Source organism: Streptococcus pseudopneumoniae, from assembly GCF_001070815.1.
Classification (GTDB): Bacteria; Bacillota; Bacilli; order Lactobacillales; family Streptococcaceae; genus Streptococcus; species Streptococcus pseudopneumoniae_P.
In genome coordinates this window covers 43716-58554 of sequence record NZ_JVLX01000062.1, presented here as the reverse complement: position 1 = coordinate 58554, position 14839 = coordinate 43716, and the positions used below count along the sequence as shown (strand labels likewise).

Here is a 14839-nt window from a genome sequence, read left to right as displayed (position 1 = left end):
ACCCCAAGCCAACCAACTGTGACAGCAGATGAGCCAACAGCTAGCGTATCTGTGAAACCAGTAGGAGAAGCGGATAAAGTTGAAATTGGTCTTACGACTGATGGTGGTGCGAAGAAACTGACAGCAAGTAAGGGTCAAGATGGCACATGGAGCTTAGACGAAACACCAGCAGGAGTCAGCATCAATGCTCAAACTGGTGAAGTTACAGTATCTCATACAGCTGTAGTGGCTGGTTCAAACGTTACTGCGAAATCTAAACAAGGCAATAGTGACTTGAGTGGTAAAGGTAGTGCGCAAATGCCTATATATAGACCGGCTCCACTTCCTCGTCCTATCCCAGTGCCAGACAATGGAAAAACTCAGACTCCGGTTCCTAATAATCAACCTGGAAATTCTGGGAATGTGAACACTACAGAACCAGCAAGTCCTTCTGTTCCAACAAGTCCATCAGATAGTGGGCAAGCAAATTCTGGACAAGATGGACGAAGCACTGACAGTGGCTCAACAACCACTGCTCGTTCGTCTGTAGCTCCAGTGACAACTACGGAACCTAGTGCAAATACAGCGAATAGAGAAGACGATACTGTTCGTTCAGCAACTCAGGGTCAAGGAACTTTAGACAAGTCAGAACTAAATAAGCAGACTCAAACCTTAGAAAATCTTTTGAGATCGTTGATAGCTGTATCAAATCCTATTACAGATTCAGCACGTCTGGTTTTGGCAGAGGCTAAGAAAGCTCTTGCAGATGATAGTTTGACAGAGCAAGGTTTACGCCATATCTTGCAAACAGTCAAAGATGCGATTGCTTCCCTAGAGTCCATTAAGGAAAGTCAGTCAGCAACGAAGGCTGGAGAACAAAAAGTTTCTGAGTCAGCACCAGAAGCAGATAAGCCTGTAGTCCCAACTCAAGTCCCAGTAGGGATTATTGCAGCAAGTATCCTAGTGCTTTTAGGTCTCCTCTTCTTCCTCCTAGCTCGTCGCAACAAAGAATCAGAACTCGAGAAATTAGCCAAGGAATTAAGTAAACTTCTTAAAGACTCAAACCTTGAAACAGTAGATAAGGATGTCCTTGAAAACTCTCAAGAAGAACTTCAAAAAGCAGTTTCCTTCTTGGCAGATGAAAAAGGCTCTGAGCATACTGAAGCAGAGTTGATTGATAATCTTAAAGAGGTTATTGCTAAGTTGAAAGCAAACGCCTAATAACATATTAAAAATCTCCAGATTAGGAACTATCCGTGAGTTCTCTAGTCTGGAGATTTTTCAATATACTTCGTTATTGGACGGTTATAACAGAGTGACGCCATCACTGGGCTAATAGAGATAAAATAAACAATTGATTTAGGACATTTGTTTGATAGTGGTGATAAAGTTTTAAATCTGCTACATAATTTGTGGAGTTTTTTCTATAATTAGGAGTTTAACCTCATCTGCAAATAGGAGTATACTAATAATGTAATCGTTATCAAAAGTCTAAAAAGGAATTTTTAGATGGATATCAAAATAAAAAAGGGAGGAAATTATGAATAAGTTTTCAAAAACCTTGAGAGACAACTGGATCTTTCTCTTAATGGTTTTGCCAGGGGCACTCTGGTTGACTCTATTCTTCTACATTCCAGTATTTGGGAACGTGGTTGCCTTTAAAGACTACCACATGACCAGTAATGGATTTATAGATAGTATCGTGAATAGTAAATGGGTCGGACTCGATAATTTCAGATTCTTGTTTAGTTCAAAAGATGCCTTTATTATCACACGAAATACTGTCCTCTACAATCTCGGCTTTATCTTTATCGGTTTGATTGTATCTGTAGGGATTGCTATCATCCTCAGTGAACTCCGTTCTAAGAGAATGGTTAAGATTTTCCAAACTTCTATGTTGTTCCCTTACTTCTTGTCTTGGGTTATCATCAGTTTCTTTACAGATGCCTTCCTAAACATTGATAAAGGGGTATTCAACCATTTCCTAGAATCTATTGGAATGAAGGAAATCAATTTCTACGCTGATTTGGGTATCTGGCCATATCTCCTACTTTTCCTAGGTATTTGGAAAGGCTTTGGATATAGCAGTGTCATGTACTATGCAACAATCATGGGAATTGATCCAACCTACTACGAAGCAGCAACAGTGGACGGAGCCAGCAAATGGCAACGAATTCGCAATGTAACCATTCCTCAGTTGACACCGTTGGTGACTGTATTGACCATCCTTGCAGTCGGAAATATCTTCCGTGCAGACTTCGGTCTCTTCTATCAAATCCCCCACAATGCTGGTCAGCTTTATAACGTAACCAACGTCTTGGACGTATATGTTTATAATGGTTTGACTCAGACAGCGGATATCGGGATGGCTTCAGCAGCAGGTCTCTACCAATCAGTAGTCGGCTTGATTTTGGTTATCCTATCAAACTTACTTGCAAGACGAGTTGATCCAAACTCAGCCTTGTTCTAGAAAGGAGGAGAATATGGCAGAAAAGAAAATTAAAAAAGAAAAAATTGATAATGTCGGCATTCACTCCTTCAGTAAGAAAGCAGATATCTTCTTTAGTACCATTTCTGGTTTGATTGCCCTCTCTTGTATCCTACCCTTCGTATTCGTTATTGTTATTTCGGTGACAGATGAAAAGAGTATCCTCCAAAATGGATATAGCTTCTTCCCATCTCAATTTGGATTAGACGGTTTTGAGTTCTTGGCACAATTTAAGGATAAAATTCTCCAAGCCCTCTTCATCTCAGTTTTTGTAACAGTGGTGGGGACTATCACAAACGTTTTTATCACAACAACTTATGCCTACGCCATCTCACGGACAACCTTTAAGTATCGCAGATTCTTTACGATTTTTGCCCTTCTTAGTATGTTGTTCAACGCTGGTTTGGTACCAGGCTATATCGTGGTAACTCGTTTACTTCAACTTGGTGATACAGTTTGGGCCTTGATTGTTCCGATGCTTCTCTCTCCATTTAACATCATCTTGATGCGTTCCTTCTTTAAGAAGACCATTCCAGAAGCAATTCTAGAATCCGCTCGTATCGATGGTGCTAGTGAAGCCCGGATCTTCTTCCAAATCTGTTTGCCATTGTCACTACCAGGTATCGCGACCATCACGCTCTTGACAGCTCTTGGTTTCTGGAACGACTGGTTCAACGCCCTCCTCTATATCAAGAGTGACAACTTGTATCCATTGCAATATTTGCTCATGCAAATCCAGCAAAATATGGACTACATCGCCAAAGCAGTCGGCCTATCTGGTCAACTGGGAGTTGCTCTACCAAAAGAAACAGGACGTATGGCCATGGTTGTAGTTGCAACCCTTCCAATCGCGATTTTGTATCCATTCTTCCAACGCTACTTTGTAAAAGGTTTGACTATCGGTGGCGTGAAAGAATAGTGCTTATTGAGAAGAATATTTCTCGTTTCCAAACTTCCCTTGCGTTAAGTTAATACTCTTCGAAAATCTCTTCAAACCGCGTCAACGTCGCCTTGCCGTACCCAAGTACAGCCTGCAGCTAGTTTCCTAGTTTGCTCTTTGATTTTCATTGAGTATAAGATCATTACATTGTTTATAAGTTTAAAAATAAAAAAAGGAGTTTTTGTCATGAAAAACTGGAAAAAATATGCTTTTGCATCTGCTAGCGTAGTCGCTTTGGCTGCTGGTCTCGCTGCTTGTGGAAACCTTTCAGGTAACAAGAAAGCTGCTGACTCAGCTTCAGGTGATAAGACTGTTATCAAAATGTACCAAATCGGTGACAAACCAGATAACTTGGATGAATTGCTAGAAAATGCCAACAAAATCATCGGAGAAAAAGTTGGTGCTAAATTGGATATCCAATATCTTGGATGGGGTGATTATGATAAGAAAATGTCAGTTATCACATCATCTGGTGAAAACTATGATATCGCCTTTGCATCTAACTATGTTGTAAATGCTCAAAAAGGTGCTTATGCTGACTTGACTGACTTGTATAAGAAAGAAGGGGCAGAACTTTACAAAGCACTTGACCCAGCTTACATCAAAGGTAACAGCATTAACGGTAAAATTTACGCAGTTCCAGTTGCAGCCAACGTTGCATCATCTCAAAACTTCGCCTTCAACGGAACTCTTCTTGCTAAATATGGTATCGATATTTCAGGTGTCACTTCATATGAAACACTTGAACCAGTCTTGAAACAAATCAAAGAAAAAGCTCCAGATGTAGTGCCATTTGCGGTTACTAAGAACTTCATCCCATCTGATAACTTTGACTACCCAGTTCCAAATGGACTTCCATTCGTTATCGACCTTGAAGGAGACACTACTAAGATCGTAAACCGTTACGAAGTGCCTCGTTTTAAAGAACACTTGAAGACTCTTCACAAATTCTATGAAGCTGGATACATTCCAAAAGACGTAGCAACAAGCGATACTTCATTTGACCTTCAACAAGATACTTGGTTCGTTCGTGAAGAAACAGTAGGACCAGCTGACTACGGTAACAGCTTGCTTTCACGTGTTGCGAACAAAGATATCCAAATCAAACCAATCACTAACTTCATCAAGAAAAACCAAACAACACAAGTTGCTAACTTTGTCATCTCAAACAACTCTAAGAACAAAGAAAAATCAATGGAAGTGTTGAACCTCTTGAACACTAACCCAGAACTCTTGAACGGTCTTGTTTATGGTCCAGAAGGCAAGAACTGGGAAAAAATTCCAGGTAAAGAAAACCGTGTTAAAGTTCTTGATGGCTACAAAGGAAACACTCACATGGGTGGATGGAACACTGGTAACAACTGGATTCTTTACATCAACGAAAACGTTACAGACCAACAAATCGAAGATTCTAAGAAACAATTGGCAGAAGCTAAAGAATCTCCAGCTCTTGGATTCATCTTTAACACTGACAATGTGAAATCTGAAATCTCTGCGATCTCTAATACAATGCAACAATTCGATACAGCTATCAACACTGGTACTGTAGACCCAGACAAAGCTATTCCAGAATTGATGGAAAAATTGAAATCTGAAGGTGCTTACGATAAAGTATTGAACGAAATGCAAAAACAATACGATGAATTCTTGAAAAACAAAAAATCATAAGATCAATTGATTTCGTGTATTCATTCCTAATTCCTAAAAATTGAATCACTGTTTTCCTCAGGCCTATCTGGGGGAGGCAGTGATTTTTTGAAACGAGAGCATAGATATCTATGTTATTTTATCACTATTTAACCATTCAGGAAATCTTAAGCACCATTTAGGATTTGGGGTAAGGATTTAGGAAAATATAGCTTATATTAGAGATGTCTCGAGTTTACAAAGGAGGGTTCACATGAAAAAGTATCAACTTCTATTCAAAATAAGTGCAGTCTTCTCTTACTTATTTTTCGTATTTGGTCTTTCTCAGATGACGCTTATTGTTCAAAATTATTGGCAATTTTCTTCCCAGATTGGCAATTTCGTCTGGATTCAAAATCTCTTGAGTTTGCTATTTAGCGGAGTCATGATTTGGATTCTGGTTAAGACAGGCCATGGTTATCTTTTTCGCATTCCGAGAAAAAAATGGCTTTGGTATTCGATTTTGACAGTACTAGTGGTAGTGCTCCAGATCTCTTTTAACGTTCAGACAGCTAAACATGTTCAGTCAACTGCTGAAGGTTGGGCTGTATTGATCGGTTATAGTGGGACCAACTTTGCTGAGCTAGGTATCTATATAACTTTGTTCTTTCTGACTCCACTTATGGAAGAGCTAATCTATAGAGGATTACTGCAACACGCCTTTTTTAAGCATTCGAGATTTGGCCTTGATTTGCTTCTTCCGTCAATTTTATTTGCTCTTCCTCATTTTTCAAGCCTGCCTAGTTTGTTAGATATCTTCGTCTTTACAACATCTGGCATCATCTTTGCTAGTTTGACCCGCTATACCAAGAGCATTTATCCTTCCTATGCGGTGCATGTGATTAATAATATTTTCGCAACATTACCATTTCTGCTGACTTTTTTACAGAGGGTGTTTGGGTAAAATATTGGTACGAGAGTTAGGAATGATAGTTTTTCAATTTATAAACGAATTTCAGGAGGTAAATGAGTATGACACCATTAAAATGGTTTGCTGGAGGAAGTGAAAGACGTTGTGAAGCCATGACTATCATAAATTATCTATTGGAAGATATAAAGGATACGCCTCAACTGACTCCCTTGAAAAATTTGTTAGTGAGTTATAAAAGCCGATTAGAGGACGATGGGACCTCTACTCCATTTATTTTGAGTCAAATGAACGTTGATCTTGCGCGCGTATTGATTGATAACAAGCTAAGTTTGTCAGAAAGTCAAGCCGAGCAGATCAAAAAAATGAGAGAATTATCTGCTATTCGCTATGGTTATTGATGAAGTGCAGGGATATGTTCCTTTCTAAAATTTCCAGTCAAATAAATTGCATTCGTTTTCTCAAGCAGGTATACTAGTATAGTTAGATGAAAAATTCTGAAAATTTAAGAATAGAAAAGAGAACAAATCTTATGGCAAAAGATATTCGTGTCTTACTTTACTACCTTTATACTCCAATTGAAAATGCAGAGCAATTTGCTGCAGACCACTTGGCTTTCTGTAAATCAATCGGCCTTAAAGGGCGTATCCTAGTCGCTGACGAGGGAATTAACGGAACAGTTTCAGGTGATTATGAAACAACTCAAAAATACATGGACTACGTTCACAGCCTCCCAGGCATGGAAGACCTCTGGTTCAAGATTGACGAAGAAAATGAACAAGCCTTCAAGAAGATGTTTGTTCGCTACAAAAAAGAAATTGTCCACCTTGGTTTGGAAGATAACGACTTTGACAACGACATCAACCCACTTGAAACAACAGGTGCTTACTTGTCTCCAAAAGAGTTTAAAGAAGCCCTTCTTGACGAAGACACAGTGGTTCTTGACACACGTAACGATTATGAGTACGACCTAGGACACTTCCGTGGAGCTATCCGCCCAGACATCCGCAACTTCCGTGAGTTGCCACAATGGGTCCGTGACAACAAGGAAAAATTCATGGACAAACGTGTCGTGGTTTACTGTACAGGTGGCGTTCGCTGTGAGAAATTCTCAGGCTGGATGGTCCGTGAAGGCTACAAAGATGTCGGCCAATTGCACGGAGGAATTGCAACTTACGGTAAAGACCCAGAAGTCCAAGGTGAACTTTGGGATGGGAAAATGTACGTCTTTGACGAGCGTATTGCCGTAGATGTCAACCATGTCAACCCAACCATCGTAGGGAAAGACTGGTTTGATGGAACACCATGTGAACGTTATGTCAACTGTGGAAATCCATTCTGTAACCGTCGTATCTTGACATCAGAAGAAAATGAAGACAAGTACCTTCGTGGATGCTCACACGAGTGCCGTGTTCACCCACGTAACCGCTATGTTTCAGAAAATGAATTGACACAAGCTGAAGTGGTCGAGCGCCTAGCCGCTATCGGTGAAAGCTTGGATCAAGCAGCTACTGTATAAGATTAAACAGTCCTTAGGGGCTGTTTTTCTATGCTTTTTACTCAAAAATCTAAAGTTTGTTTCTGTATCTTTCAGGAAAATAAGGTATACTATATGTAAACGATTTCAAAGGAGTCCAGTTATGACGAAAACATTTTTTATTCCAAATAAACAGAGCATTTTAGGAGAACAAGAGATTTTGATTGCCAAGTCCATCTTGGCCTTGGTAGATGGTTTGGAGTCACATAGCTATGATGCTGTCTATCTCCGTCAGCCTCTTAACCGTCTTGAGTATATCGAGTGTGCGATAGTGGGGCAATCACAATTTCTTTTTAAGGTCAGTTATGCTGACGGTCAAAAGGCTTACCGTGTCGATCTTCCTGACCTACTCACGAAGACAGACTGGGAGATCATCAAGTCATTTTTAGATGCTCTGCTTGCTTATACAGGAACTGAGATTGAAGGACTAGATGGTTTTGATTTTGAAGCTTATTTCCAAGCAAGTATTCAAGCCCATCTGACAGATACTGCAGCCCGCTTTACGATTTGCCAAGGAATTTTTAATCCTGTTTTCTTTAGCCATGAAGACTTGAAAAGCTTTTTAGAGGCAGATGGTTTGGCACAGTTTGAAGCACGTGTACGTGCAGTTCAAGAGACAGATGCCTACTTTGCAAGAGTTTCCTTCTATCAGGATGGAGAAGGACAAGTGCACGGTGTTTACCATCTGGCTCAAGGGGTCAAGACCGTTTTACCGAGAGAGCCATTTGTACCTGCAGCCTATATTGAGCAATTGGTGGATAAGGAAGTTCAGTGGGAAATTGACTTGGTTCAAATCACAGGAGATGGCTCTAAACCAGAAGACTATGAAGCTATCGCTCGCTTGGACTATGCAAAATTCCTAGAGTCATTACCATCAGCATCTTACCACCAACTAGATGCCAATCAATTAGAAATACAACCCATCCTAGGACAAGATTTTAAAGCATTAGCATAAGAAGAGTAAATCAGAAGCAGGTCAATCGACTTGCTTTTTTGACATAGAAAAATCCTGCCATGAAAGACAGGATTAAAGTTTAAAGAAAGGCCAAGATACGAAGATAATCCCCAATCAGTGCCACTTCAGCTACAAAGAAGAGGAGGATAATAACTCCGTTCACAAGGACAGACAAGAATAATTGATAGAAGGAGTCGGCTTCACTTGCTTGACTAGGTCTTGTAATGATATGGAGGCTAGCAAGCAGAGTGATCCCAATGCTAATCACACACAAGAGAGCTGTAAATCGTAGGCTATCAAAGAAGGCAAAGAAACTAGCAATGGCAGTGAGGAAGATTGGAATTGCCAAGAGTTGACTATATTGTTGGAGAACTTTTTCTAGGGTCCAGTCCTTTTCTTGGTAGATAAATCGTCTCACGACGAAACTACCCAAGAGGAATGAAAAGAAGAAGAGTGCTGTTGCTACTAGGATAGAGATAATTGAAAAGAGATTTAATGAAGCAAATTGTTCAGGGAAGTGATTATGCATAGTTGCTATATTTCCATAGTAAGCATGTTTGATGTGGTAGATACTAAAGAAAAAGGAAGATGCAGAAAACAGAATGAGCAAAAGAAAGGCTGTGTAACTGTGTGTGCTACTTGTTTCAAGACTGCTTGTAGGAGATTTGATTGCTTCCACTAGCCAAGACCAAAAATCAAGCACTTGTTCTTTCCATTTATCCGTAGATTTTGGAGCTTGGTCGGGGATATAAGGACTTTCTAAGGATTGACTGATAAGAAGTGGCTCTTTCAAGATTGTTTTTTGCTGAGGAAGTGCTTCTTGACTCTCTTCAGCTTTAGTGACTTTTTCTGTTTCCCCAGAAAGATCTTGCTCTTCTTCAGTAGAATCTAATGCTTTCTTTTCTTCTATTTCTGTTCTTGATTCACTGTCTTCAGGCGTTTCAATTTTCTCTTCTTGCTGGTTTTCAAGTTCGACTTCAGCTTGACAGACTTCCTCCTCTACTTGAGTATTTTTTTCAATTGGTGTATCGAGATCGGCTATCGTTTCTTCAGCCTTGTCTGCAACATCTTGGGCCTGTTCATCAGGCTTGTTCTTGCTTGTTGTTTTTACAAAATCATTACTTTCAAACCATTCTTGTTTCATGGTAGAACCTCCTTTTTAGTTAGATAAATATGCTTCCATAGTAGCAGATGTAAGCGTTTTTGTCAACGATTTCTAGAAGAAGACTCGTGTTCCTCTGCTTTGAGTAGATAGATATATTGGTCTGCCCTTGCTATGAGTTGATCTTTCACATCAGCTTTTTCTGTTTTATAAGGATTGCTTAAATGTTCATCTCTGTTTTCTTTATTGTTAAATGAACGTCTTCCTTCTCTCACAAAATGAAGAATAGAACCATGTTTTGTTGAAAGATCTAAGTTGATTCTTTGTTTTTCTTCTTCGGAAAGTAGCAGTTGTAGGTCTGTTTTCGCCACCAATTCCACCTTACCGTGTACTTGGATATTTTCAGCGTGGAAGTGATGTTCTGTTGACTCTAGCTGACTATCTGTAAGGTCTGTATCAAAGATATTAATGATATTAGGGGTTGTGAGTCTACTGTTTTTGATACGACTTCCTTCAATTCGGAGGAGATAGCCATTATTGGTATTGAGGGTCGCATTTTCAAGGCTGGCATTGGTGATACTGGTTTGACCGCGATTTGCTGAGATGTTGATTCCTTTTAGAGTTCTCCCTTTTGGCAATTGGAGAATAACTTCTTCAAAACGACGAGAGTAGTTGCTTGCGATATGGAGAATCCCGCCAATTCCAGAAGAGAGAAATGGAGTTTCAGACAGTTTCTTATCAGTGAGGCTCAGCGTTTTATCGTTCTGATTTGTGATAAGATCATGGTGAGCAGAAAGAGATGGATGGTAAGAAATGTGGATTTGATCATCCAAAGAGTCTGTGATGGTGAGCGCGTGTTGGTGGAGCGTAATCTCTAGGTTTTCGACTTCCTTACCAAAGGTCAGCTCTTCCATCCGACTATCATAGACAGGCTCCTTGGACATGGCAAGCAGACTCTTAATCCCGTCAGATTGGATCCCTACAAAGAGCAGGATAAAGCCGATAATGGTAGTCACCACACCAAAAATGAGAAATCCTTTTGTCCATTTACGCATGCTGGTCACCTCTCTTTCCTTTTTTGAGAACAAATTGCACCAGGCGAACAATGAGTAGACCGAAGAAGCGGGCTACATAGGAAATACCTAGTAAGACTAGTGAAGAAGCACCGATAGCCAGTAAACCAGCACCAAAAATTAAGATAAAGGCTGATTTGGCTTGGGCGAGAACAGTGAAACTTTCAACTAAAAATAGGAATCCGCCGATGATACCAAGTATGGAAACCGCAAAGAAAGCTAGAATGACAGTCAAGGCTGCCACAAGGATTGCGAACAGGGACACGAGGATGGCGATTCCCAGAGGAATACCGATGGGTGCTGCAAGGAGAGCTAACAAGGCGATATGCAAAATTTGTCGGTTATTTTTTTGAGCGGGTGCCTCATTAATTTTTTTATCGAGAAGATTGGAGAGGACTTCGTGAGCTGCTTCCTTAGGAGTTCCTAAGCTAGCGATGAGTTCTTCTTCTCCTTCGACTCCAGCATCGTCAAAGAGTTCCCTGAAATAGTCCATGGCTTCAATTTGGTCAGCCTGAGGCAGTTTTTTGAGATAGAGTTCTAGCTGAGTCAGGTATTCAGTTCTTGTCATGGCGGATACTCCCTTCTATGATGCCATTAATGGTGTCTGTATAGAGTGCCCATTCATCTTTTAGGGTCACGAGCTGTTCTATACCACCATTTGTCAAGGAGTAGTATTTGCGCATGCGACCTTGGAACTCTCTAGAATAGGTTGTCAGAAAGCTATTGCCTTCCAATTTTTTGAGAATGGGATAGAGTGTAGATTCTTTGATATTAGCAATCAGCTTAATGGTTTGGCTAATCTCATAACCATAAGAATCATCCTGCTCCAGTACAGCCAAGATGAGAAATTCAATCAAGGCAGAGGATGTTGGAAAGTACATGGGGAACCTCCTTTTCTAATGTGTAAGATTTTTATATATAATTTTTCTACACATACATTGTACATCTAAATGAAAGCCCTGTCAAGAGAAATGTGTAAAATTTTTATATATAAACAAAGTATAAATTTCTAATTATCTTTTTATATTTTCTTAAATGCTCGTAAAGCCTTATTCTATGTGCTTTCGAGTATTTTTACTGTAGGAAGATACTTCACGTTTCTTTGCATATTTCCTCATGTCTTAGCTGTCAGAAGTGGTAAATAAGTAGTAAATTCATTTGTACTACTAAGCAACAAGACGCTCCTGTTGCTTCTCTTTATTCAAGCGTTTCATTTCTGCCATTGCAGAATCGAATGTTGCATGTGCGTAATAGTTCAGCGTCATGGCTATATTAGCATGTCCCATAATGTACTGTAATGCCTTTGGATTCATTCCTGCATTTGCATAGTTGGTACAGAATGTATGTCGCAAACTATGTGGAGTGATGTGTGGCAATTTATCCTCGTTATACTTATTGTATTTCTTAACAAGACCTTTCATCATGCCGTTGTAATCACTTGCCACTTTTGGATAGTTCTTTCTATTAAGAAAGAGGAAATCACTATATCCATCAATCTCAACACGCTTATCATTCTTTCGATTCGCTAACACTCGCTTAAATGCTTGATAGGCTTCTTCAACCATAGGAACTTGACGTTCGCCACTTTTGGTCTTTGGTGTTTCAATGTAGTACCCAATTTCAGTATCTCTCAATAGCTGATGGTCTATATTGACAAGACGATTCTCAAAATCTAAATCTGGAAGTGTCAAACCACCAAACTCTGAAATACGAAGACCTGTTTTTAAGAGTATCAGAATTTCATCATAATTTTTGCTGTAGGTTTTATCAGCTTTTGCAAAGGCTAACAGTTTTTCTTCCTGTTCTTCTGTTAGTACGGTCTTAGGGACAGTATCATCATCAAGAACTGCTTTCAGTTGAAAGTCAAATGGATTCTTCCGAACACAATCATCTTGTATAGCAATATAGAATGAAGCCTTTAAAGAACGTTTGTAGTTATTGATGGTTTGATAAGCATAACCATTTTCACTCATTCTAATAGCCCATTCTTTAGCGTCTGATGGCTTAATACTGTCAATACTTCTTACACCTAACTTGTCTTTCTTCAAAATATCCATAAGATATTTGCGTCCAGTTTCAGTGTTTTTTCTAACCTTTGGTCTTTGAGCGTTCTGTTTTGCGTAAAGCTGGCAGAGTGTCATTTTCTTTCCTACAACATCAATACCATCATGAATGTCTTTCTGTAACTCTGCGATTTTCTCTCTAAGTGAGATACAATCACGCTTTCCTGCTGGTACTCGGTCTGTAGCCACAAGTTTCCACGAGTAAACAAATTGCGGTTCTCCAAATGAATCTATATATTTGTATAAGTATCTTCCGTCTTTTCGTTGGCTCTCTCCAGTCTTTAAGATTCGACCTTTATTGTCACGTCTTTTTTCTGACATGGCATTTGCTCCTTTCCTTTATGGAAAGAGCCTTGATACGACTTAATACTATTTTATCATATACAAGACCCTTTGGCGACGCTAGATTGCGTCCAATGTATCTATAATTTTTTCAAATTGTTTTCGTTTAATCTGAATACGATTGCCATTCATAATCAGCCAATTTGCATTTTTATTTTCCTCTGCCAAGCGTCGTAGCTTGTTTTCGCCAATACGAAAATATTTTGACGCTTCTTCAATGGTTAGGGTATAACGTTCCCAAATAGGAATGTCAGTCTGCTTCATAAAATCCTCCTTTCCAAATCACTTATTTGGATTTCATAAAAGTTGTTTTACCAGCAATCGAACAGCTTTAGCAAAGCTCACGGGAGTTCCACCCCTGCATGGTTCTCATGTAGCCATACTCATTGCCTGCGACGGTTTTATCACGCTCGGACTATTGACTGTATGGGAGTATCATTATCACGATAAGAATGTCGTTGCAGGCAATCCTGCTAAAGATTGCTTCTCGGATCACTAACATGAATCGCTCGCTATCTTTATAAGATAGGTCATGGCGGTTAGTTCCGTTGGCTCTTTTCTTATCGAAACGTATTCGATTACTTTTATTCAGTTTTCAAAGAACAATGGCTCGTTAGCCTATCAAAACACATTGAAAGCTCAATATGCTTTGGTGGAATAACAAACCTCCCTGTTCGGGAAGCGTGGAATGGTTTAGCACGCTTCCACGAAAGGAGAGAGGATATTACTTAATTTCAAATGACAAAATCTTTGTAATCAGTCTGGTTTCCATTCTTCCACGTAAGACTTCATCAACGACCATACTTTGATTGCCATATTCATCTTTCATAAGTCGTAGGGAACGCTTCGTTATGTACCCTCTGTAATGATGTAGAATCTGGTTAATCGCTTCGGTATCGCCATCTGTTGCCTTTACAATGAGAGGAAAGGGAATCATAGGATATTGTGTTTTCATTCTTCAAATTCCTCCATAAACTTTTTAATTAAGGCTAGTCCACTGGTTCTATGCCGATAGACAGTAGAACGGTTCAATTTCAACAGGTCTGCAATTTCTGAATCGCTCATGTCCATAAAGTAAAACAGCAGTAGAATTTCACGTTTCTTGTCTGGCAACTCACGTAATGCTTCACTCAACAAATCATTTTCAACGCCTACTGATAACCCATTGAGTGTAAAAATCTGAAAGTCAGTTGAATAGTTATCTGTTGTCGCAAACTGGCTAACAAGATAATCGCCAACATCCGAAAAGGACACCTCACGCTTTGCAATCCTTGAAAGATAAAGCATATAATTCTTTCGCTCGTCTTCCATAGCACGTTTACAGATATAGTCAAACTGATTTTCTATTGTGGTCTGAAAAGAAGATGGTTTCATGTTTCTCACCCCCTTTCTGTCTAGGAAAGGAAGTGAGCCTTGCTCGTTTATCTCCTTTCACTCTTAGTCCCAATGTGAAAGGGGGATTTGTTGCATTACTGATAAATAAACTTTGTAAAAAAGTTCTGAATAGCCAAAAAAGCATATAAACAGATTTATTTCTCTGTTTACATGCTTCTGTTATTCTATCTATATGATTTATAAAACCACATTGGTGGACGTACTTATCTATTGCAGATAGACGACTTTTTTTGACAAGAACCCAATGTAAGGAAATTTATTGTATATGATGTACTTCATGGCGACGTTGACCTCCAACAAACCGCCATTTGGAAGTAATATACAATATTTTAACAGCCTAAATAGCACTACCATATAACGGTTTTTTTTATTGGCGTTTAGTAGTGCTTTTTATTAAATATAAACCTATAA

Annotated in this window: 17 protein-coding genes; 9 read left to right on the top strand and 8 right to left on the bottom strand. The window is 39.4% G+C overall.

From position 1 onward, the window contains the following. Window positions 1–942: 942 nt before the first annotated feature. The 8 genes from ADG81_RS09155 (at window position 943) to ADG81_RS07750 (ending at window position 8453) form a co-directional block, all read left to right on the top strand. Window positions 943–1200: a hypothetical protein gene (locus tag ADG81_RS09155; RefSeq protein WP_065427688.1), complete on the top strand. Its 258-nt coding sequence runs from the start codon at window positions 943–945 to the stop codon at window positions 1198–1200. Window positions 1201–1519: 319 nt separating this feature from the next. Then, the gene (locus ADG81_RS07780) at window positions 1520–2449 is read left to right on the top strand and encodes an ABC transporter permease (RefSeq protein WP_049551388.1); all 930 of its coding nucleotides are present in this window, start codon (window positions 1520–1522) and stop codon (window positions 2447–2449) included. Between the two features lie 13 nt (window positions 2450–2462). Further along, on the top strand, window positions 2463–3386 hold the full coding sequence (locus tag ADG81_RS07775) for a carbohydrate ABC transporter permease (protein WP_000818351.1): 924 nt from the start codon (window positions 2463–2465) through the stop codon (window positions 3384–3386). A 207-nt stretch (window positions 3387–3593) separates the two neighbouring features. Beyond that, window positions 3594–5075 carry an ABC transporter substrate-binding protein gene (locus ADG81_RS07770; RefSeq protein ID WP_049551387.1) on the top strand — a complete coding sequence of 494 codons (1482 nt, stop codon included), beginning with the start codon at window positions 3594–3596 and terminating at the stop codon, window positions 5073–5075. A gap of 232 nt (window positions 5076–5307) precedes the next feature. After that, on the top strand, window positions 5308–5997 hold the full coding sequence (locus ADG81_RS07765) for a CPBP family intramembrane glutamic endopeptidase (RefSeq protein WP_049501941.1): 690 nt from the start codon (window positions 5308–5310) through the stop codon (window positions 5995–5997). Window positions 5998–6065: 68 nt separating this feature from the next. Beyond that, window positions 6066–6362 carry a bacteriocin immunity protein gene (locus tag ADG81_RS07760; protein ID WP_020902123.1) on the top strand — a complete coding sequence of 99 codons (297 nt, stop codon included), beginning with the start codon at window positions 6066–6068 and terminating at the stop codon, window positions 6360–6362. Between the two features lie 131 nt (window positions 6363–6493). Next, a complete protein-coding gene (locus ADG81_RS07755) occupies window positions 6494–7480 on the top strand; it encodes a rhodanese-related sulfurtransferase (RefSeq protein ID WP_020902652.1) in 987 nt (328 codons plus the stop codon). 121 nt (window positions 7481–7601) lie between these two features. Next, complete coding sequence (locus ADG81_RS07750) at window positions 7602–8453, top strand: DUF4299 family protein (RefSeq protein ID WP_049551386.1); 852 nt, start codon at window positions 7602–7604, stop codon at window positions 8451–8453. A gap of 79 nt (window positions 8454–8532) precedes the next feature. On the opposite strand, the gene ADG81_RS07745 is transcribed toward ADG81_RS07750, so the two are convergent. From ADG81_RS07745 to ADG81_RS07720, 6 genes are all read right to left on the bottom strand, one after another. Then, on the bottom strand, window positions 8533–9597 hold the full coding sequence (locus ADG81_RS07745) for a DUF6574 domain-containing protein (RefSeq protein ID WP_049551385.1): 1065 nt from the start codon (window positions 9595–9597) through the stop codon (window positions 8533–8535). A 62-nt stretch (window positions 9598–9659) separates the two neighbouring features. Continuing rightward, window positions 9660–10610: a DUF4097 family beta strand repeat-containing protein gene (locus ADG81_RS07740; protein WP_049551384.1), complete on the bottom strand. Its 951-nt coding sequence runs from the start codon at window positions 10608–10610 to the stop codon at window positions 9660–9662. Beyond that, window positions 10603–11196, bottom strand: a complete 594-nt coding sequence (locus tag ADG81_RS07735; RefSeq protein WP_024057314.1) for a DUF1700 domain-containing protein — start codon at window positions 11194–11196, stop codon at window positions 10603–10605. The genes ADG81_RS07740 and ADG81_RS07735 overlap by 8 nt, the downstream gene beginning before the upstream one ends. Next, complete coding sequence (locus tag ADG81_RS07730) at window positions 11183–11509, bottom strand: PadR family transcriptional regulator (protein WP_000273858.1); 327 nt, start codon at window positions 11507–11509, stop codon at window positions 11183–11185. The genes ADG81_RS07735 and ADG81_RS07730 overlap by 14 nt, the downstream gene beginning before the upstream one ends. Before the next feature lie 285 nt (window positions 11510–11794). Further along, window positions 11795–13012: a tyrosine-type recombinase/integrase gene (locus ADG81_RS07725; protein ID WP_001291561.1), complete on the bottom strand. Its 1218-nt coding sequence runs from the start codon at window positions 13010–13012 to the stop codon at window positions 11795–11797. Window positions 13013–13093: 81 nt separating this feature from the next. Beyond that, window positions 13094–13297, bottom strand: coding sequence for an excisionase (locus tag ADG81_RS07720; RefSeq protein ID WP_000814511.1), 204 nt, complete (start codon window positions 13295–13297; stop codon window positions 13094–13096). Here ADG81_RS07720 and ADG81_RS10085 point away from each other — a divergent pair. Then, complete coding sequence (locus tag ADG81_RS10085) at window positions 13281–13532, top strand: hypothetical protein (RefSeq protein WP_001845478.1); 252 nt, start codon at window positions 13281–13283, stop codon at window positions 13530–13532. The genes ADG81_RS07720 and ADG81_RS10085 overlap by 17 nt on opposite strands. Before the next feature lie 225 nt (window positions 13533–13757). On the opposite strand, the gene ADG81_RS07715 is transcribed toward ADG81_RS10085, so the two are convergent. Further along, window positions 13758–13988: a helix-turn-helix domain-containing protein gene (locus ADG81_RS07715; RefSeq protein ID WP_000857133.1), complete on the bottom strand. Its 231-nt coding sequence runs from the start codon at window positions 13986–13988 to the stop codon at window positions 13758–13760. Beyond that, window positions 13985–14407 (bottom strand): sigma-70 family RNA polymerase sigma factor, encoded by a 423-nt coding sequence (locus ADG81_RS07710; protein WP_000804885.1) that lies wholly within the window; start codon window positions 14405–14407, stop codon window positions 13985–13987. Before ADG81_RS07710 ends, ADG81_RS07715 begins: the two co-directional genes overlap by 4 nt. Window positions 14408–14839: the final 432 nt, after the last annotated feature.

Excerpts from the sequence above, each read along its gene's own strand:
- ADG81_RS07780 (WP_049551388.1), top strand. The coding sequence starts at position 1,520 with ATGAATAAGTTTTCAAAAACCTTGAGAGACAACTGGATCTTTCTCTTA.
- ADG81_RS07775 (WP_000818351.1), top strand. The coding sequence starts at position 2,463 with ATGGCAGAAAAGAAAATTAAAAAAGAAAAAATTGATAATGTCGGCATT.
- ADG81_RS07770 (WP_049551387.1), top strand. The coding sequence starts at position 3,594 with ATGAAAAACTGGAAAAAATATGCTTTTGCATCTGCTAGCGTAGTCGCT.
- ADG81_RS07765 (WP_049501941.1), top strand. The coding sequence starts at position 5,308 with ATGAAAAAGTATCAACTTCTATTCAAAATAAGTGCAGTCTTCTCTTAC.
- ADG81_RS07760 (WP_020902123.1), top strand. The coding sequence starts at position 6,066 with ATGACACCATTAAAATGGTTTGCTGGAGGAAGTGAAAGACGTTGTGAA.
- ADG81_RS07755 (WP_020902652.1), top strand. The coding sequence starts at position 6,494 with ATGGCAAAAGATATTCGTGTCTTACTTTACTACCTTTATACTCCAATT.
- ADG81_RS07750 (WP_049551386.1), top strand. The coding sequence starts at position 7,602 with ATGACGAAAACATTTTTTATTCCAAATAAACAGAGCATTTTAGGAGAA.
- ADG81_RS07745 (WP_049551385.1), bottom strand. The coding sequence starts at position 9,597 with ATGAAACAAGAATGGTTTGAAAGTAATGATTTTGTAAAAACAACAAGC.
- ADG81_RS07740 (WP_049551384.1), bottom strand. The coding sequence starts at position 10,610 with ATGCGTAAATGGACAAAAGGATTTCTCATTTTTGGTGTGGTGACTACC.
- ADG81_RS07735 (WP_024057314.1), bottom strand. The coding sequence starts at position 11,196 with ATGACAAGAACTGAATACCTGACTCAGCTAGAACTCTATCTCAAAAAA.
- ADG81_RS07730 (WP_000273858.1), bottom strand. The coding sequence starts at position 11,509 with ATGTACTTTCCAACATCCTCTGCCTTGATTGAATTTCTCATCTTGGCT.
- ADG81_RS07725 (WP_001291561.1), bottom strand. The coding sequence starts at position 13,012 with ATGTCAGAAAAAAGACGTGACAATAAAGGTCGAATCTTAAAGACTGGA.
- ADG81_RS10085 (WP_001845478.1), top strand. The coding sequence starts at position 13,281 with ATGTCAGTCTGCTTCATAAAATCCTCCTTTCCAAATCACTTATTTGGA.
- ADG81_RS07720 (WP_000814511.1), bottom strand. The coding sequence starts at position 13,297 with ATGAAGCAGACTGACATTCCTATTTGGGAACGTTATACCCTAACCATT.
- ADG81_RS07715 (WP_000857133.1), bottom strand. The coding sequence starts at position 13,988 with ATGAAAACACAATATCCTATGATTCCCTTTCCTCTCATTGTAAAGGCA.
- ADG81_RS07710 (WP_000804885.1), bottom strand. The coding sequence starts at position 14,407 with ATGAAACCATCTTCTTTTCAGACCACAATAGAAAATCAGTTTGACTAT.